The sequence below is a fragment of the Kitasatospora sp. NPDC127067 genome, from assembly GCF_042724755.1.
Taxonomy (GTDB): Bacteria; Actinomycetota; Actinomycetes; order Streptomycetales; family Streptomycetaceae; genus Kitasatospora; species Kitasatospora lactacystinica.
The window spans coordinates 49,876-66,512 of record NZ_JBHXEM010000005.1; the positions used below are offsets into that span (position 1 = coordinate 49,876).

Annotated in this window: 13 protein-coding genes; 2 read left to right on the forward strand and 11 right to left on the reverse strand. The window is 74.1% G+C overall.

What is annotated here, in order from left to right:
- Window positions 1-3: 3 nt before the first annotated feature.
- Both ACFWJ4_RS03610 and ACFWJ4_RS03615 read right to left on the reverse strand, forming a co-directional pair.
- Window positions 4-1,407 (reverse strand): SDR family oxidoreductase, encoded by a 1,404-nt coding sequence (locus tag ACFWJ4_RS03610; RefSeq protein ID WP_380538716.1) that lies wholly within the window; start codon window positions 1,405-1,407, stop codon window positions 4-6.
- 137 nt (window positions 1,408-1,544) lie between these two features.
- Window positions 1,545-3,068 carry a carbohydrate binding domain-containing protein gene (locus tag ACFWJ4_RS03615; protein ID WP_380538718.1) on the reverse strand — a complete coding sequence of 508 codons (1,524 nt, stop codon included), beginning with the start codon at window positions 3,066-3,068 and terminating at the stop codon, window positions 1,545-1,547.
- A gap of 367 nt (window positions 3,069-3,435) precedes the next feature.
- Here ACFWJ4_RS03615 and ACFWJ4_RS03620 point away from each other — a divergent pair, with 367 nt between their 5' ends.
- Window positions 3,436-4,389 carry an aldo/keto reductase gene (locus ACFWJ4_RS03620; protein ID WP_380538720.1) on the forward strand — a complete coding sequence of 318 codons (954 nt, stop codon included), beginning with the start codon at window positions 3,436-3,438 and terminating at the stop codon, window positions 4,387-4,389.
- 93 nt (window positions 4,390-4,482) lie between these two features.
- Here the strand turns inward: ACFWJ4_RS03620 and ACFWJ4_RS03625 are convergent, their stop codons facing one another.
- The 4 genes from ACFWJ4_RS03625 to ACFWJ4_RS03640 all read right to left on the reverse strand — a co-directional run bounded on the left by ACFWJ4_RS03625 (window position 4,483) and on the right by ACFWJ4_RS03640 (window position 8,908).
- Window positions 4,483-5,085, reverse strand: coding sequence for a GNAT family N-acetyltransferase (locus ACFWJ4_RS03625; RefSeq protein WP_380538722.1), 603 nt, complete (start codon window positions 5,083-5,085; stop codon window positions 4,483-4,485).
- An 83-nt stretch (window positions 5,086-5,168) separates the two neighbouring features.
- Window positions 5,169-5,852, reverse strand: a complete 684-nt coding sequence (locus tag ACFWJ4_RS03630; RefSeq protein ID WP_359900059.1) for a nitroreductase family protein — start codon at window positions 5,850-5,852, stop codon at window positions 5,169-5,171.
- Between the two features lie 110 nt (window positions 5,853-5,962).
- Entirely contained in the window at window positions 5,963-7,600 is a 1,638-nt protein-coding gene (locus ACFWJ4_RS03635; RefSeq protein WP_380538724.1) for an ABC-F family ATP-binding cassette domain-containing protein, read from the reverse strand.
- A 108-nt stretch (window positions 7,601-7,708) separates the two neighbouring features.
- The gene (locus ACFWJ4_RS03640) at window positions 7,709-8,908 is read right to left on the reverse strand and encodes a trypsin-like serine peptidase (RefSeq protein ID WP_380538726.1); all 1,200 of its coding nucleotides are present in this window, start codon (window positions 8,906-8,908) and stop codon (window positions 7,709-7,711) included.
- A 514-nt stretch (window positions 8,909-9,422) separates the two neighbouring features.
- Here ACFWJ4_RS03640 and ACFWJ4_RS03645 point away from each other — a divergent pair.
- The gene (locus tag ACFWJ4_RS03645) at window positions 9,423-11,036 is read left to right on the forward strand and encodes an ABC-F family ATP-binding cassette domain-containing protein (RefSeq protein WP_380538728.1); all 1,614 of its coding nucleotides are present in this window, start codon (window positions 9,423-9,425) and stop codon (window positions 11,034-11,036) included.
- A 30-nt stretch (window positions 11,037-11,066) separates the two neighbouring features.
- Here ACFWJ4_RS03645 and ACFWJ4_RS03650 read toward each other — a convergent pair whose 3' ends face one another.
- The 5 genes from ACFWJ4_RS03650 to ACFWJ4_RS03670 form a co-directional block, all read right to left on the reverse strand.
- Window positions 11,067-12,548 carry a S41 family peptidase gene (locus ACFWJ4_RS03650; RefSeq protein ID WP_380538730.1) on the reverse strand — a complete coding sequence of 494 codons (1,482 nt, stop codon included), beginning with the start codon at window positions 12,546-12,548 and terminating at the stop codon, window positions 11,067-11,069.
- Between the two features lie 284 nt (window positions 12,549-12,832).
- Window positions 12,833-13,483, reverse strand: a complete 651-nt coding sequence (locus ACFWJ4_RS03655) for a Pr6Pr family membrane protein (RefSeq protein WP_380349507.1) — start codon at window positions 13,481-13,483, stop codon at window positions 12,833-12,835.
- A gap of 137 nt (window positions 13,484-13,620) precedes the next feature.
- A complete protein-coding gene (locus tag ACFWJ4_RS03660) occupies window positions 13,621-14,340 on the reverse strand; it encodes a response regulator (RefSeq protein WP_380538856.1) in 720 nt (239 codons plus the stop codon).
- A 26-nt stretch (window positions 14,341-14,366) separates the two neighbouring features.
- A complete protein-coding gene (locus ACFWJ4_RS03665) occupies window positions 14,367-15,635 on the reverse strand; it encodes a sensor histidine kinase (protein ID WP_380538732.1) in 1,269 nt (422 codons plus the stop codon).
- On the reverse strand, window positions 15,632-16,609 hold the full coding sequence (locus tag ACFWJ4_RS03670) for a hypothetical protein (RefSeq protein WP_380538734.1): 978 nt from the start codon (window positions 16,607-16,609) through the stop codon (window positions 15,632-15,634). The genes ACFWJ4_RS03665 and ACFWJ4_RS03670 overlap by 4 nt, the downstream gene beginning before the upstream one ends.
- Window positions 16,610-16,637: the final 28 nt, after the last annotated feature.

Sequence of the window (16,637 nt, forward strand, 5' to 3'; positions counted from 1 at the left end):
GCCTCACCACTGCGCCACCCGGTAGTCCTTGAGGAACACCCCCGACACCGGGTCCCCGGCCTCGCCTCGGACGATCGGGTCGTAGACCCGGGCCGCGCCGTCCACGATGTCCAGCGGGGTGCGGAACCCCTGGGCGGCGAGGTGGGCCTTCTTCGGGGCCGGGTTCTCGTCGGTGATCCACCCGGTGTCCACGGCGCACATGTGCACGCCCCGGGGGGCGAGTTCGGCCGCGCTGGTACGGGTGAGCATGTTGAGCGCGGCCTTCGCCATGTTGGTGTGCGGGTGCCGGGCGGTCTTGTTGCGGACGGCGAACCGGCCCTCCACCGCCGTGACGTTGACGATGTAGCGGGCGGGGTGCGGGGAGGCCAGCAGCAGGGGCAGCAGCCGGTCGCAGAGCAGGGCCGGGGCCAGCACGTTGACCAGCTGGGTCTCCAGGACCTCCGCCGGGTCGAGCGAACCGAGCACGGCGGACCAGGAGTTGGCGGGGGCGAGGTCGGGCAGCAGCCCCGACTCGTCGGTGAGGTCCAGCAACGACCCGGCGCCGGAGGAGAGCCGGGCGAGGCCGGCGACCGGCCGGAACCCGGGGGCGTGCTCGATCGCCCGGCGGTCGGCGGCGGGCAGGGCGTCCTGCTCGCCCGCGGCCAGTGGCGCGTACGACTCGGGCGGGCGGCGCAGGGTCTGGGCGGCGTTGTTGACCAGGATGTCGAGCGGGCGCCCGTCGGCGCGCAGCCGGTCGGTCAGGCCGATGACCTGGCGCGGGTCGCGGAGATCGATGCCGACCACGCTGAGCCGCTCCCACCACTGCCCGCTGCCCTCGGCGGCACGGAAGCGGCGGACGGTGTCCTGCGGGAACCGGCTGGTGACGATCAGCTCGGCGCCGTCGCGCAGCATCATCAGGGCGAGCTGGAAGCCGATCTTCACCCGCCCGCCGGTGAGCAGCGCCCGGCGCCCGCGCAGGTCGGTCCCCAGGGCGCGGCGGGCGGTGTTGTCGGCCGCGCAGTCCGGGCAGAGCATGTGGTAGAAGCCGTCGACCGAGCGGTAGGCCTGCTTGCAGACGTAGCACTTGCGCGGGACCAGCAGCTCGCCGACCGATCCGTCCGCGGCGGCCAGCGGTGCGTCCTCGCGGCGGGTCCGGCTGCCGGTCGCGGTGGTGGCGAGCAGGTCGGCGTCGGCCTGCCGCACGGCCTGCCGGGCCTCCTGGCGGCGGCGCTTGCGGCTCTCCATGACGAAGGAGCCGAGCTGCCGCTCGGCGTGCAGCCGGGTGCGGTCGTGGGCGGGGAGGGCGCGCAGGCGGCCGAGGGTGCGGCTGAACGCGGCGAGTTCCTCGGCGGTGAGGCCCGCCGCACCGGCGGCGTCGCTCGCCGGATGGATGGTGATCAGCTGGTGATGGTCGTCCCGGACCGTCATGTCCGCCCCCTCGTGCCGTACAGGTGGGAGGGACTGTAGTGGACGGTCCGGGACGATGAGATGCCAATTTCCGCTGGTGGGCGGTGGGCGGTGGGCGGTGGGCGGCGGACGCCGGGTCCGCCGCCGGGGGCGTGGGCTCAGCCCGCGTACTGGCCGAGGATCTTCGCGAACTCGTACGGCTGCTGCGGGATGTTGGTGCACTTGGACAGCGAGCCGCCGGTGCAGGCGTTGGCGTCCCGGGTGGCGTCCCAGAAGGACACCATCCCGAGGTGGTTCTGCCGGGCGAAGGCCACCAACTGCTGGGCGTCGGCCTGGTTGTAGACCTGGTGGTCGTCGTTCTCGCCGATCATCGGCGTGACGCCGACCATGGCCCACAGCTGGGTGTCGGTCCTCGCCGGGTAGAGGGCCTTGAGCTGGCCGAACAGCGACTGCGCGGCCTGGACGGCGGCGTTGCCGTAGTCGGTCCCGCTCCGGTAGTAGTCCATCGCCATGATGTTGACCACGTCGACGGCCACCCCGGCGTCCCGGGCGGACTTGACGATGGCGACGCCCTCGGCGGTCAGGCCCTCCGGCAGGACGGGCAGGGTGAAGGAGACCTTGAGGCCCGGGTGGGCCTGCTGGAGCTTGGCGAGCGCGGCGGAGCGGCGGTCGTTGGCGGCGGTGTCGGCGATGGCCGCGCCCTCGATGTCGAAGTCGACGTAGCGCAGGTTGTAGGCGTTCACCACGGCGTCGTACTCGGCGAACAGCGAGTCCACCGTGGTGCAGGCGGCGGCGAGTTCGGTGCCGGCGGCGCCGCCGAAGGAGACCTTGACGTCGCCGCCGGCCGCGCGCAGCGCGTCCACCTGGTCCTTGGCCCAGGCGGTGCGCGGGTCGTAGGCGTTGAACCAGCTGGCCTTGCAGCCGACGCCGGTGACGAAGCCCATGGTGTAGCCCTTGAGGCCGCCGGCCTTGGCCAGGTCGGGCATCGAGGGGGTGGGCCAGGCGCCCATGTCGATGTACGGGGCGACCGGGAGCGCGACGTTCGGTGCCGGGGGGGTCGGTCCGCCGGTGGGCGTGCCGGTCGGGGTGCCGGTCGGGCTCGGCGGGGTCGAACTCGGCGGCGGGGTGGTCGGGTTGCCGCCGCCGGGGCCGGTCAGCGCGATGTCGTCGGCGAGGTAGCCGCCCTGGCCGTACCAACCGTGCAGGTACACGGTGACGCTGGTGGTGGCGGGCCCGGTGGTGAAACTCGTGGACAGCTGCTGCCAGCCGGGGCCGCCGGCGGTCCAGGTGGCCGGGTCGGTGAAGCCGCTGCCGGTCGCGCCGAGGTAGACGTACTGCCCCTGCACCCAGGCGCTGAGGGTGTACTTGGTGTTGGGCTGGACGGCGACGCTCTGGCCGCACTGCGCGGTGTCGCTCGCGCCCACCGCCCCCTTGAGTGCGTACGTCCCGCTGTGCGCACCGGAGTTGACCAGGCTCCCGGTGCCGGCGGAACAGCTCCAGGGGCCGACCGCGCCGCTCTCCAGGCCGCCGTTGGCGAGCAGGTTGCCGTCGGCGGCGCCGGCGTTCCCGGCGAGGACGGCCAGGCCGCCGGCGGCGAGCGCGGTGGCGGCGGCGAGGCCCAGCAGGGTGGTCCGGCCGGCGGGGCGGCGGTGCGTGGGGGCGTGCAGGGGCGCGCTGGGCATGGGGGTGCCTCTCGGGACGTGGTGGGGCCGCCCGCACCGCGAGGGGGGAGACACGGGGCGGGCGGCGGCCTGGGGGTGTTCCGGGCGTGGGGAGCGCGGTGCGGGGGAGTGCGGTGCGGGGGGAGCGCGGTGCTGAGCATCAAACTGGACTAGACCAGCTGTGCACGTCAAGCACTTCCCGGCCCCGGACGCCCCACCGGGGGCAGGTTTTAGGAACGGTTAAGACGGCGACGGGGCGGGCTTCGAAAGGGACTTGACCTGGAGTGCACTCCAAGGTGAAAGCTGAGGGCATCGAACGCGCCACCACGCGAACCACTGCTGCGGCCACCGCCAAGGAAGCCGCGAAACCCACGATGGGAGCACCCTCATGCGCAACGCCCCGTTCGGTACCGGCGGCCCCGAGATCGGCGTCATCGGCCTCGGCTGCATGGGCATGACCTGGGCCTACGACATGGGGAGCCGGGACGACGAGAACTCCGTCCGGGTGATCCGGCAGGCGCTGGACCTCGGCGTCGGCCTGATCGACACCGCCGACATGTACGGCCCGTACACCAACGAGGAGGTGGTCGGCGCCGCGCTGGCCGGGCCGTACCGGGAGCGCGCCTTCCTGGCCACCAAGGTGGGCATCGTGCCGGGCGGTGCGGGTCAGCAGGAGCGCAACGGCCGGCCCGAGCACGTGCGCCGCTCGATCGACGAGAGCCTGCGCCGGCTGGGCACCGACCACGTCGACCTCTACCAGCTGCACCGGGTCGACCCGGACGTCCCGATCGAGGAGACCTGGGGCGCGTTCGCCGAGGCCGTCGCGGCCGGCAAGGCCCGGAGCATCGGGCTCTCCGAGCCGACGGTCGAGGAGATCAAGCGGGCGCAGTCCGTGCACCCGGTGGCCTCGGTGCAGTCCGAACTGTCGCTGTGGACCCGGGACGTGCTGGCCGAGGTGCTGCCGTACACCGAGGAGCAGGGCATCGCCTTCCTGCCGTTCTCGCCGCTCGGCCGGGGCTTCCTGACCGGCGGCATCACCTCCTTCGACGAGCTGGCCGCCGACGACTTCCGCCGCCGGCTGCCGCGCTTCCAGCAGGACGCGCTGAAGGCCAACCTGGCGCTGGTCGAGAAGGTCCGGACGGTCGCCGGACGGACCGGTGCCAGCCCCGCGCAGGTGGCGCTGGCCTGGGTGCTGGCGCAGGGCCGGTACGTCTTCCCGATCCCGGGCACCCGGACGCCGCGCTACCTGGTGGACAACGTGGGCGCGGCCGGGATCGAGCTCTCGGCGGCGGACCTGGCCGAGCTGGACGCGCTCCCGGCCGCGACCGGCGAGCGTTACTGAGGCCGCGCCGCGAGCGCGGGCGGTGCCGGCGGATCGGTGCTCGCCGAGGGTCGGTGCCCGACGGGGGGTCGGGAGCCGGTGCCGCGCCGGGAGTCAGCGTTCCATCACCCACACCAGCTGCCGTCCGGTCTCGCCCGGAGCCCGGACGGCGGTCTCGGCGACCCGGTCCAGCCGGTAGCCGAGCTTGCGCGGGACGGCCGCGCTGGCGCCGTTCGCCCGGTCGCAGCGGATCTCCACCCGGGTGATCCCGGGCAGTGCCAGCGCGGCCTCGGTCAGTGCCCCGGCCGCGGCGGTGGCGATGCCGCGGCCGACGTGCCCGGTGGCGACCCAGTAGCCGATCTCCAGCGCGCCCGGCCCGATCCGCCCGTGCAGGCCGAAGGCGCCGATCACGCCGCCGGGTTCGGCGTCCAGGCCGGCCAGGTACATGAAGTCGGTGCCGGCCTCCCAGGCGGCCGCGCCGGCCCTGGTCAGCTCGGCGGTCCGGGCCCGGGAGGGGGCCTCGGCCGCCCACTCCATCCAGGGCCGCAGGTGGTCCAGGTTGGCGCGGACGGCTCGGTTCAGCGCGGCCGCGTGGGTGCTGCGGCGGCGCCGCAGCCAGAGGCCGCCGGGCAGCCGCAGTCGTTCCGGCGGCCGCCCGGTGGTCACCGCCGCCACCGGCGGGGCGAGGCCGCAGGACCGTGACTGTGCTTGGCTCATGACGGCGATTATGTCCTTGGCCGGGACCTGTCACCATCCGGTGTCCCCCCGGTGGCGGGCGCGCCCGCCCGCGCCCCGGCGCGTCAGAGCCGGACCATCACCTCGTCGAGCTCCTTGCGCCGCAGGTCCGGCACGCGCGCCCCCTCGGCCGGGTAACCTACCGGGATCACGTACGCCGCGCGCTCCTCCGCCGGGCGGTCGCACACCTCGTTGAGGAACTTCATCGGACTCGGGGTGTGGGTCAGCGTGGCCAGCCCGGCCTGGTGCAGCGTGGCCAGCAGCAGCCCGACGGCGATCCCCACCGACTCCTTGGTGTAGTACGGGCGCGGCGAGTCGGGGCCCTTGTGCACCTCGAACACCACGATCACGGCCGGCGCGTCCTCCAGGAACGGCTTGCGCCAGTCGGTGCCGATCGGGGCGAGGGCAGCCAGCCACTCCTCCGACGCCCGGTGGCCGTAGAACTCGCGCTCCTCGGTCTCGGCCGCCTCGCGCAGCCGCCGCTTGCGCTCCGGGTCGGTGATCACCACGAACCGCCACGGCTGGACGTGCGCGCCGCTGGGCGCGGTGCCGGCAGTCCGGATCGCCCACTCGACGACCCCGTCCGGGAGCGGGCGGGTGGAGTAGTCGCGGACGGTCCGGCGCCGGGCCATCACGTCGTGGAAGGACCTGCTGCGGGCCTCGGCCTCGTGGGCGGGCACCGTCATGGGGGCGAGCGGGACGGTCGGGTGGGACGTCCCCGCCACGGCGCTGTCTGTGCTGTCAACCATGGCGGACAGCACAGCACATGACGGCCCCTCCGGGAAGAGGTACAGACCGATAGGTACAGACCGAGAGGTGCAGACCGGGAGGTAGAGACCAATCGCCGGTCGGCGCCGGCTCAGAGCTCGTGCACCCGCCCGTCCCGGACCTCGATCCGGCGGTTCACCGACACCGTGTCCAGCATCCGCCGGTCGTGGGTGACCAGCAGCAGGGTGCCGGTGTACGAGCCGAGCGCGGACTCCAGCTGCTCGATCGCCGGCAGGTCCAGGTGGTTGGTGGGCTCGTCCAGCACCAGCAGGTTGACCCCGCGGGCCTGCAGCAGCGCCAGCGCGGCCCGGGTGCGCTCGCCGGGGGAGAGGGTGGCGGCCTGACGCAGCACGTGCACCGCCTTGAGGCCGAACTTGGCCAGCAGCGTGCGCACGTCCTCCGGCGCGAGCTCCGGTACGGCGGCCGCGAAGGCCTCCAGCAGCGGCTCACCGCCCAGGAACAGGCCGCGCGCCTGGTCCACCTCGCCGACCACCACGCCGGAGCCCAGCGAGGCGCTCCCGCCGTCCAGCTCCAGCCGGCCGAGCAGGGCGGCCAGCAGCGTGGACTTGCCCGCGCCGTTGGCGCCGGTGATGGCGACCCGGTCGGCCCAGTCGATCTGCAGGTCCACCGGGCCGAAGGCGAAGTCCCCGCGCCGCACGCTCGCCCCGCGCAGGGTGGCGACCACCGAGCCGGAGCGCGGCGCGGTGGCGATCTCCATCCGCAGCTCCCACTCCTTGCGGGGCTCGTCGACCACGTCCAGCCGCTCGATCATCCGCTGGGTCTGCCGGGCCTTGGCGGCCTGCTTCTCGGTGGACTCGGTGCGCATCGCGCGCCCGATCTTGTCGTTGTCGGAGGACTTGCGGCGGGCGTTGCGCACGCCGTTCTCCATCCAGCCGCGCTGCATCCGCGCCCGGGCCTCCAGCCCGGCCTTGGTGTCGGCGTACTCGTCGTACTCCTCGCGGGCGTGCCGACGGGCCACCGCCCGCTCCTCCAGATACGCCTCGTAGCCGCCGCCGTACAGGTTGACCTGCTGCTGGTGCAGGTCCAGCTCCAGCACCTTGGTCACGGTGCGGGCCAGGAACTCGCGGTCGTGGCTGATCAGCACGGTGCCCGTGCGCAGGCCCTTGACGAAGGCCTCCAGACGCTCCAGACCGTCCAGGTCGAGGTCGTTGGTGGGCTCGTCGAGCAGGAAGACGTCGTAGCGGGAGAGCAGCAGCGAGGCGAGGCCGGCCCGGGCGGCCTGGCCGCCGGACAGGGCGGTCATCGGCAGGTCCAGCGAGACCTTCAGCCCGAGCGAGTCGGCGACCTCCTCGGCGCGCTCCTCCAGGTCGGCGCCGCCGAGGTCCAGCCAGCGCTCCAGGCCGACGGCGTACGCGTCGTCGGCGCCCGCCCGGCCCTCGACCAGGCCCTCGGTGGCCTCGTCCAGCGCGGCCTGCGCGGCCGCCACCCCGGTGCGGCGGGCCAGGAAGTCGCGCACCGACTCGCCCTCGCGCCGCTCCGGCTCCTGCGGCAGGTGGCCGACGTTGGCGCTCGCCGGGCTCAGCCGCAGCGAGCCGCCCTCGGGGGCGTCCAGGCCGGCCAGCAGCCGCAGCAGGGTCGACTTGCCGGCGCCGTTCACGCCGACCAGACCGATCACGTCGCCGGGGGCGACGACCAGGTCCAGGCCGGAGAAGAGGGTGCGTTCGCCGTGGCCGGCGCTGAGGTCCTTGACTACGAGTGTCGCGCTCATGATGGGGCCGATTGTAGGAGGAGCGGCCCGCGCGACGGAAAAAAAGCGGGGGCCGCGGCTGTCCTGCCGCGGCCCCCGGATCACCCGGCCCGGATCACCGGGCCTTGATCACTTGGCCTTCTTCGAGAAGTACTCGAACATGTGCTGGGCCACGTCCTCCAGGTACGGACCGGCCTCGTAGGTGTTCGCGCCGTTGCCGATGGAGGTGTCGCTGACCAGCGCCGGCTTGCCGTCCTTGGTCGCGTACCAGCCGCCGCCGCTGCTGCCGCCGGTCATGTTGCAGCCGATCAGCAGCATCGCCGGGCGGCTCGGGTCGCCGGTCTTCTTGGACGGCTTGCCGCCGTCGCAGTGCTCCAGCTCCACGCCGTCGAAGGGCTTGCCCTCGGGGAAGCCGTAGTTGCTGACGGCGCCGACCTGGTCACGCGGGGCGTTGAACCAGAGCGGGACGGAACCGCCGACGGTCTCCTCCAGCGACTTGCCGCCCGGGTTGGGGTTGGCGACCTTGATGATGCCGAAGTCGTACTGGCTCCACGGGCCGCCCTTCTCCGGGTCGGCCTCGCCGGCCCACTGCGGCGAGACCATGCCGGCGGTGGCGGTCCACTCGCCGTACGGCTCGGCGTCCTCCAGCTTGGCCTGCTTGTTGCCGTTGCTCAGCACGCCGTTGCTGTTGAAGGCCGGGGCGAAGGTGATGTCGGTGTAGTACTTGTTGCCCTTGCCGCCGTGCAGGCAGTGGCTGGCGGTCCACACCAGGTTGCTCTTGCCCGGGTTGGCCGGGTCGGAGACGACGGTGCCGGAGCACACGTAGTCCTCGTTGCCGTCCTTGAAGAAGATCTTGCCGTTGACGTGCATGTTCTTCGGGAACGGGTGCGCCACGGGCTTGGCCGGGACCACGGCGGGCAGCTGGTCCGCGCCGCCGCCCGGCTGGGCGGCGGTGGGCGCGCTGGTGGCCGACGCGGCGCCGGTGGGCTGCGCGGGCGGCTGGGTCGCCTCCGGGGCGGGCTGGGGCAGCGGCTTCGGCTTGGCCTCCAGCAGCTTCTGCAGGGTCCAGTAGCCCTTGACCGCCGGGGTGATCACGTTCGCCTGGGCCCACTTGTCCCAGTCCTCCAGCTTCCAGGTCTTCAGCTCTTCGAGCGTCGGAAGCTTGATCGGAGCCGCGCCCGGGGTGCCGGCGGCGCTGGCCGCGACGCTGGGAGCCGCGGTCGCGGCCGGATCGGCGTTGTCGGGGCCGCACGCGGTGGCGACCACCATGGTCAGCGCGGCGACGGAGGCGCCCAGGACGGCACGGCCCGGCCGGGATATCGGTGACATGAGTTCAAATCCCCCTGTTGACTACCGCCATGCGACCCGATCCCCGGGTGCGGCCCGCTTCGGCCGCCGGCATGGCAGGTGAGGAGTCTGCCATGCGGCCGGGGGACTCCTGACATCCGCCCCCGACCGGGACGGGGCCGTCACCGGATCGGCACCGGATCGGCACCGGGCCCCCGCCGGGTCCCCGTCGGACCTCCGTCGGGGGTGCGTCCCCGCCGCGACCTCGGGGCCGGTAAATCGGTTGCGGGTGGCGTACGGGCTGCCTAACGTGGTCCGGGTCATCAGCCAGACAAGGAGAAGGCCGTTGCTCTACTGAGGTCCCGGGACACCGCCCCCGCCGCGCAGGCCCTGCTGCCGTTGCGCGGTGCGCGAGTGTGCGACCTCAGTCACGGCCCGTGGCGCTCCTCTTCGTGACGCCACCCCTTCGTTCTCCTCCGGCCGTCCCCGGTTCCGCACCCGCGGTGTCTCCCCGTGTTGCTCACCACCCCTTCGGCAACCACCCCGGGAGGCCCTTGTGGCACACCAACCCACCACCACCGCCGTCCTCTGCACCGAGCTCTCGTTCGAGTGGCCCGACGGCAAGCCCGTCCTGGACGGCTTCCAGCTCGCCGTCGGACCCGGCCGCACCGGCCTGATCGGTCTCAACGGCGCCGGCAAGTCCACCCTGATGCGGTTGATCGCCGGCGAGCTCACCCCCACCGGCGGCACCGTCCGGGTCGACGGCGAACTCGGCTACCTGCCACAGGGACTGACGCTCGACACGACGCTGCGGGTGGACGAGGCGCTCGGCATCCGCGGCGCCCGCGAGGCCCTGCACGCCATCGAGTCCGGCGACACCGACCAGCGCCACTTCGACGCGATCGGCGACGACTGGGACGTCGAGGAGCGCGCCCGCGCCACCCTCGACCGGCTCGGCCTCCACCGCCTCGGCCTCGACCGCACCACCGGCGAACTCTCCGGCGGCGAGGTGGTGCTGCTGCGGCTGGCCGCCCTGCTGATGGCCCGCCCCGACGTCCTGCTGCTCGACGAGCCCACCAACAACCTCGACCGGGCCGCCCGCGAGCGGCTCTACGAGACGGTGGCCGGCTGGAACGGCGTGATGCTGATCGTCAGCCACGACCGCGAACTGCTCCGGCACGTCGATCGGATCGCCGACCTGCGGGACGGCGAAGTCACCTGGTACGGCGGCGACTTCGAAGACTACGAACGCACCCTCGCGGCCCAGCAGGAGACGGCCGAGCGGCTGCTGCGCAACGCCGAGGCCGATGTCCAGCGCCAGAAGCGGGACTTGGCCGAGGCCCGCGTCCGGCTGGACCGCAGCGCCGCGTACGGCAAGAAGCGCTCGGTCACCCGCAACGACCCGCACATCTTCGCCGGGATGCTCAAGCGCAAGGGCCAGGAGACGGCCGGCCGCCTCCAGGGCATGCACACCGAGCGCCTTGAGGAGGCCAGGGCGCGGCTCGGCGTGGCCGAGGAGGCGGTGCGGGACGACGCCGAGATCCGGATCGACCTGCCGCGCACCGCCGTCCCGGCCGGCCGTACCGTGCTCACCCTGGACAAGGTCCGGCTGCCCTACGGCGCCACCGCCGACCTCGACCTGCGCGGGCCCGAGCGGATCGCCCTGGTCGGCCGCAACGGCGCCGGCAAGTCCACCCTGCTGCGCACCATCGCGGGCGAACTCGCCCCGCTGGCGGGGGAGGTCGTCACCCCGGTGCCGCTGCGGCACCTCCCGCAGCGGCTCGACCTGCTGGACGACGAGCGCTCGGTCGTGGAGAACGTCAAGCTGTTCGCCCCCGGCGCCGGGGACAACGCGGTCCGCGCCCGGCTCGCCCGCTTCCTGTTCCGCGGGGCCCGGGCCGACCAGCCCGCCGCCACCCTCTCGGGCGGCGAGCGCTTCCGCGCGACACTGGCCGCCCTGCTGCTGGCCGACCCGCCGCCGCAGCTGCTGCTGCTCGACGAGCCGACCAACAACCTGGACCTCGCCAGCGTCCGCCAGCTCACCCAGGCGCTGGCCGCCTACCGGGGGGCGCTGATCGTGGCCAGCCACGACCTGCCGTTCCTGCGCGGCCTGGGGCTCACCCGGTGGCTGGAGCTGGACGGCGAACTGCGGGCGGTGAAGCCGATGTAGCGCCTGGCGTCGCTGCCGTGCCTGCCGTTGTTACTCCCGGTCGCCCAGGGCGCCCTGGTCGGCCCGGTCGGCCTGGGCGTCCTGCCGGCCCTGGGTGGCCTGCCGGCCCCGGGCGTCCTCGACGAGCATCCGGCGGGCCGTGCTCAGGGCCGAGTCCCTGAGCGCGGCCAGCTCGTCCGGGGTGAACACCGGGGTGCGGACGTTCGGTGGGATGCCCGGTCCGTCGAAGGTGCCGCCGCTCCGGGTGAGGTACTTCTCGTTCGGCAGGCCGACCATCAGGTCCGGCGAGAGCTTCTTGATCATCACGTCGGAGAAGACACCCTGGGTGTTCTCACCGACCCGCAGCACCTTCGGGGAACGGCCCATCATGGCCTGGGTGAAGGTCTCCGCCGCACTGGTGGAGATCGAGGAGGTGAGTACCGCCACCGGGCCGTTGAAGCGCGCGCCCGCCGAGGGGCGCACGGTGACCGGCTCGGGCCGGGTGAACCTCGCCGGGTCGGCCGGGTCGTTGCGCGCCACCTTCCGGTAGGCGACGTAGGGGCGGTCGGTGAGCCGGGCGGCGATGTGCAGCCCGAGCGCGTCCGAGCCGCCGCCGTTCAGCCGCACGTCGACGACCAGTCCGGCCGGGCGGTCCGGGCCGGCCAGCAGGGCGTCCAGCGCGCGATCCAGCTCGTCGAGCTGGCTCTGGTGGCCGCCCGCGGCGTACCTGCCGAAGCTGCTCACCCGGAGGTAGCCGACGCCGTCGGGGAGCCGGCCCACGCCGAGCCGGCCGTTGGCGAAGAGCTGCTCCGGACCGGTGAGCCGGGCGGCCGAGGCCTGCCGGGCGCGGGCGGTCAGCTCCTCGGTCTCCTCGGTCGACCCGGGCCGCTGCCCGCCGAAGACCAACTCGGGGTGCCCGTCGACCACCCGGGCCAGTGAGGTGTGGGCGTCGCCGAGCGGGCGGAGCATGTCCACGAAGACGGCCTGCAACTGGTCGACGGTCGTCGTCGGGGTGATCGAGCGCCGCTTCTCGTCCCGGACGGCGTGCCAGTCGATGCCCTTGGCGGCGAAGAAGGGGTAGTTCTCCTCGAAGTTCTCCCAGAACCGGTCGAAGACCGCGAGCGGGTCGTTCGCAGCCGGCGTGGCGCACAGCGGCGGCAGGGCGTCCAGACGGTTGAGCGTCTTGCTGCCGACCCCGCCCTCCTCGCGCTCCACCGCCCGGTTCCGGCCCCGGGGGGTGAGCGTCAGGGCGTTGTCGCCCATGCCGTAGCGGGTGGTGCCGTCCGGTCCGGGCGCCGCGGTCCGGGTCCCGGTGATCCACCCCGGCACGCAGCTGTGCGCCGTCACGTCGTAGGTGGTGAGCCGGTCCCCGGAGACCGCGACCAGCAGGCCGTAGCCCTCCGTCCGCCAGACCCCGTCCAGCGGGTTCGCCCGCCCTTCCTGGGCCGCGGCCGCCCCCGGCGCCGCCAACCCCACCGCCGCCGCGAGCGCCACCGCCGCGGCCGCCGCCCTGCCCGTGCTCCTGCGTGTCATCTCCGGCCTCCGCCGAACCCCGGTCTCCCCCGCGGAACCCCTCCGCCACCGCTCCCGGCCGACGCTACGGCGGGCCCCACCGCCCGGGCGTCATCCGGCGAGCCGCACCCGCTTCCTCCTGCGGGCCCATCCGCTTCCTCCTCAGGGCTCATCCGGGGCCGGGAGGAATGGTCCCCGGTGGTCTCGACAGCGGCCCGGTGCGCCGTCGGGCAGGAGTTCGCCGAGGCTGAAGGTCTCCGCGGCTGAAGGTCTGCGTGGCTGAAGGTTTCCGCGGCGGACGGGCGTCAGGCCTGCGGCGCGGGCCGCAGCCGGCCCGCGATCCGGGTCCCGAGCCGGTCCAGTCCGACGACGAGGGCGGCGAGCACCACGAACTCGACGGTCAGCAGGGCGATCTGGCCCCAGACGTAGCCGTAGCCCTTGGTGGTCGGGTCGAAGAAGAAGTAGGGGTAGGGCATCGGGTAGTCGTCGAACAGCGCGTTGCGGGCGAGCACGATCGCCGCGTAGCCGAGGGGGAAGCCCAGCCAGAGCGGTATGTCCTTCCAGGCCGCGGCGTTGCGGGGCTTGAGCACCAGCCAGTCGACGATCACCAGGACCGGCGTCACGTAGTGCAGGAAGAACGACGACCAGTGCGCCAGCCTGTCCGGGCCGCTCACCAGCCCGGGCAGCGGGTTGGCGCCGTGTTCGAGCAGGACGTGCGAGACCAGCCCGGTGATCAGGATGTACAGCGTGGCGGCGCCGCGCAGCCGGGGCGCGGGTGCGTCCACGGTGCCGCGCTTGAGCATCCAGTACACCGCGCCGATGAAGTAGCCGAACACGATCACGTTGCTCTGCACGGTGAAGTAGACCAGCGGCGCGGTTCCGAGGATCAGGCCGAGGCCCGCCGAGAGCACGATGCCCATGCGCCACCACAGCGCGGGCCGGGTCCGGACAGTCATACGGCCACCAGTTCGTTCCAGGCGATACGGGAGGTATCGGAGGTTTTCGGGGGAAAATCGCACTCTACTCGCTGGTGACGATCGGGTGGAATCCACGTTCGATTTGCGCGGCGCCGGGAAAGCCGCTTGAGCGGGTGTCAGCCCGGCAGCACGAAGCCCGACTCGTACGCCGCGATGACCGCCTGGGTGCGGTCCCGGGCGCCCAGCTTGGCCAGCACGCTGCCGACGTGCGTCTTCACCGTCTCCGGGCTCACCACCAATTGCCGCGCGATCTCGCCGTTGCTGAGCCCGGTGGCCATCAGTCGCAGCACCTGGCCCTCCCGCTCGGTCAGCCGCCGGATCGGCCCCCGGCCCGCCCGGTCCGCCCGCTCGGCCTCCCGGCGCCGGTCCGCGCCGTGGCGCAGCGCGAGTTCGCGGACGGCCGCCGGGAACAGCAGCGAGTCGCCGCGCGCGACCAGCCGCACCGCCTGCACCATCTCCTCCGCCCGGGCCCGCTTCAGGAGGAACCCGGCGGCGCCCGCGCGCAGCGCGTCGTACACGTGGTCGTCGTGCTCGAAGGTGGTGACGACCAGGATGCGCGGCGGCGCGGCCATCCCGTTGACGAGCTGTTCGGTGGCCCGGATGCCGTCGATGCCGGGCATCCGGACGTCCATCAGCACCACGTCGGGGCGCAGTTCGCGCACCAGCGGGACGACCTCGGCGCCGTCGGCGGCCTCGCCGACCACGGTGAGGCCCGGTTCGCTGTCGATCACCACCCGCAGGCCCAGGCGGACCAGCCGCTCGTCGTCCGCGATCACCACCCGGATGCTGTCCGCGGCCCGGCCCACGCCTGCGTCCGCGCCTTCGTGCTCGTTCACGCCTTCGTCCACGCCTTCGTGCTCGTTCACGTCGTCCCTCCCACCGGCAGCCAGACGGCCAGCCGCCACGTCGTTCCGTCCTCGCCGGGCCCCGCCGTGCTGCCGCCGTGCAGGGCCGCCGCCCGTTCCGCGATCCCGCGCAGTCCGCGTCCGCCGCCGGGGCGGCTCGGCCGGGCGGGGCCGAGCGGGTTGGTCAGCTCGATCTCCAGCCGGTCGCCGGCCAGCCCGACCCGGAGCCCGGCCGACGCGGGCCCGGCGTGCCGCAGCACATTGGTCAGGCCCTCCTGCACGATCCGGTACGCCTCGCGGGAGACCGCCCCGGGCAGGCCGCCCAGCCCGGGCGCCAGCTCGGCGTCCACCGCGACCCCGGCCCGGCCGAGCTGGCGCAGCAGGTCGTCGAGCCCGGCGAGGGTGGGCCCGGACGGCTCGGCGGCCTCCGGGTCCTCCTCGCGCAACAGCCCGAGGACGGCGTCGAGTTCGGCGACGGCGCCCCGGGCGGTCTCCTCGATCGCCGCGAGCGCCTCGGTGGCGAAGTCCGGGTTGCTGCGCAGCACCCGGGCGGCGGCCGAGGCCTGGATGCCGACGGCGCTGAGCGCGTGCCCGACCGAGTCGTGCAACTCGCGGGCCAGCCGGTTGCGCTGGGCGAGCACGGTGGCCCGGCGCTCGGCCGCGGCCACCCGCTCCTCGGGGGTCGGGCCGAGCAGGACGGGCGCCCAGCGGGCGAGCAGCGCCCCGCAGACGGCGTTGGTGCCGACGATCAGCAGCAGCACGCCGAGGCCGAGGGCCGGGCCGGTGACCAGCCAGCCGGGGAAGTGCCGCTCCCACATCCGGACGAACTCCCCGGTCCCCGCGAAGCCGAGGACCAGGACCACCGCGAAGGGGGTGCCGGCCAGCGTCATCCCGGCGACCACCCCGCCGAACAGGACGTGCAGCACGTACCAGAGCGCGGTGCGCCGGCGGGCGGTCCAGGAGCGGGCCGGTCCGGTGGCGAGTTCCTCCGGCCGGGCCACCGCGCACAGCGCCCGCGCGGCCGCGCCCTCCAGGCCCCGCACCGTCGGCACCAGCGCGGTGACCGCGGCCATCGGCAGCGAGGTGAGCAACGACAGCACGTACATCAGCAGTTGGCGGGCGGGCGACTGGTCCGGGTTGAGCGCCCCGTACAGCACCACCGACAGCATCCAGTACGGCATCAGCAGCGCGCCGCCCAGCACCAGGTGCACCCAGCGCAGGCGGGCCCGACGCCCCAGCGCGGCCCCCGCCGCACGCCGCAACCGGCGGCCCACCCCCGTGATCACCCGCGCGACTCTACGGCAGCGGCGCGCCGGCGGGCACCCCATTCGGTCAACGCCGTCGCCCCGACCGCCAGGACCAGCACCGAGGCCACCACCTGGGCGCTCTGCACCAGAGGTGTCAGCCCGGGCACGGCCGTCCGCAGCTCGGTCACCCGGGTCGTCGTCACCCCGAAGGCCACCAACTGCCAGCCGCCCCAGCCGAACAGCGAGCCGGCCGCCGTCCACACCACCAGCAGCGGCCCGAGCACCCGGCGCCCCGGCCGGATCCGGAAGACCAGGACCAGCAGCGCCGCCGCCGCGGCCACCGCCATCACCGCGGCCACCCCGTCCATCACCGCCACGCCCCGGCTCCGGGCCTCGGCCATGTCCCGCGGAAGTCCGGCGGTGCCGCCGAGCGCCCAGTAGGCGCGGACCGCCGCGACGCCCGCGGCGAGCAGTGCGGCGACGCAGGCGAGGACGCGCTGCACGGTCAGGGTGGGGGAGTCGGGCAGGTCGCCGATCCGCTCCCGCAGCAGCCCGGCCCAGCGCCGCCGGGCGTACAGGGCGAAGGCGGTGAGCAGGGCGAGGCCCTGGACGGCGAAGCCGCCGTACACGACGAGGAAGACCCAGTCGCCGATGCCCTTGTCGTCCGGGTCGCCGCGCTCCGGCCCGAGCACCAGGACGCTCAGCAGGTACAGCGGCAGCGCGATCAGGATCGTGCCGAGCAGCCCGGTCGCCACCCACATCGGGAACGCCACCAGTCCGGCCGGCGCCCGCCGCCCCCACGGCCGGGCGAACGCCAGTGCCAGCGCCACGGCGATCGCGTCCATGCCGAAGGTCAGCAGGTTCACCAGCCACAGCCGGTCCATCTCCCCGGGGGCGTCCGACCCCACCGGGTGCCCGGTCAGCCAGAGCAGCTTCAGCGTCAGGTACGGCCCGGTCGCCGCCACCGCCGTCCACGCCGCCCCGGTCCGCACCGCGTGCTCGTTGATCCTCATGCCCCCACCGTCCCGCCGGGCCCCGCCC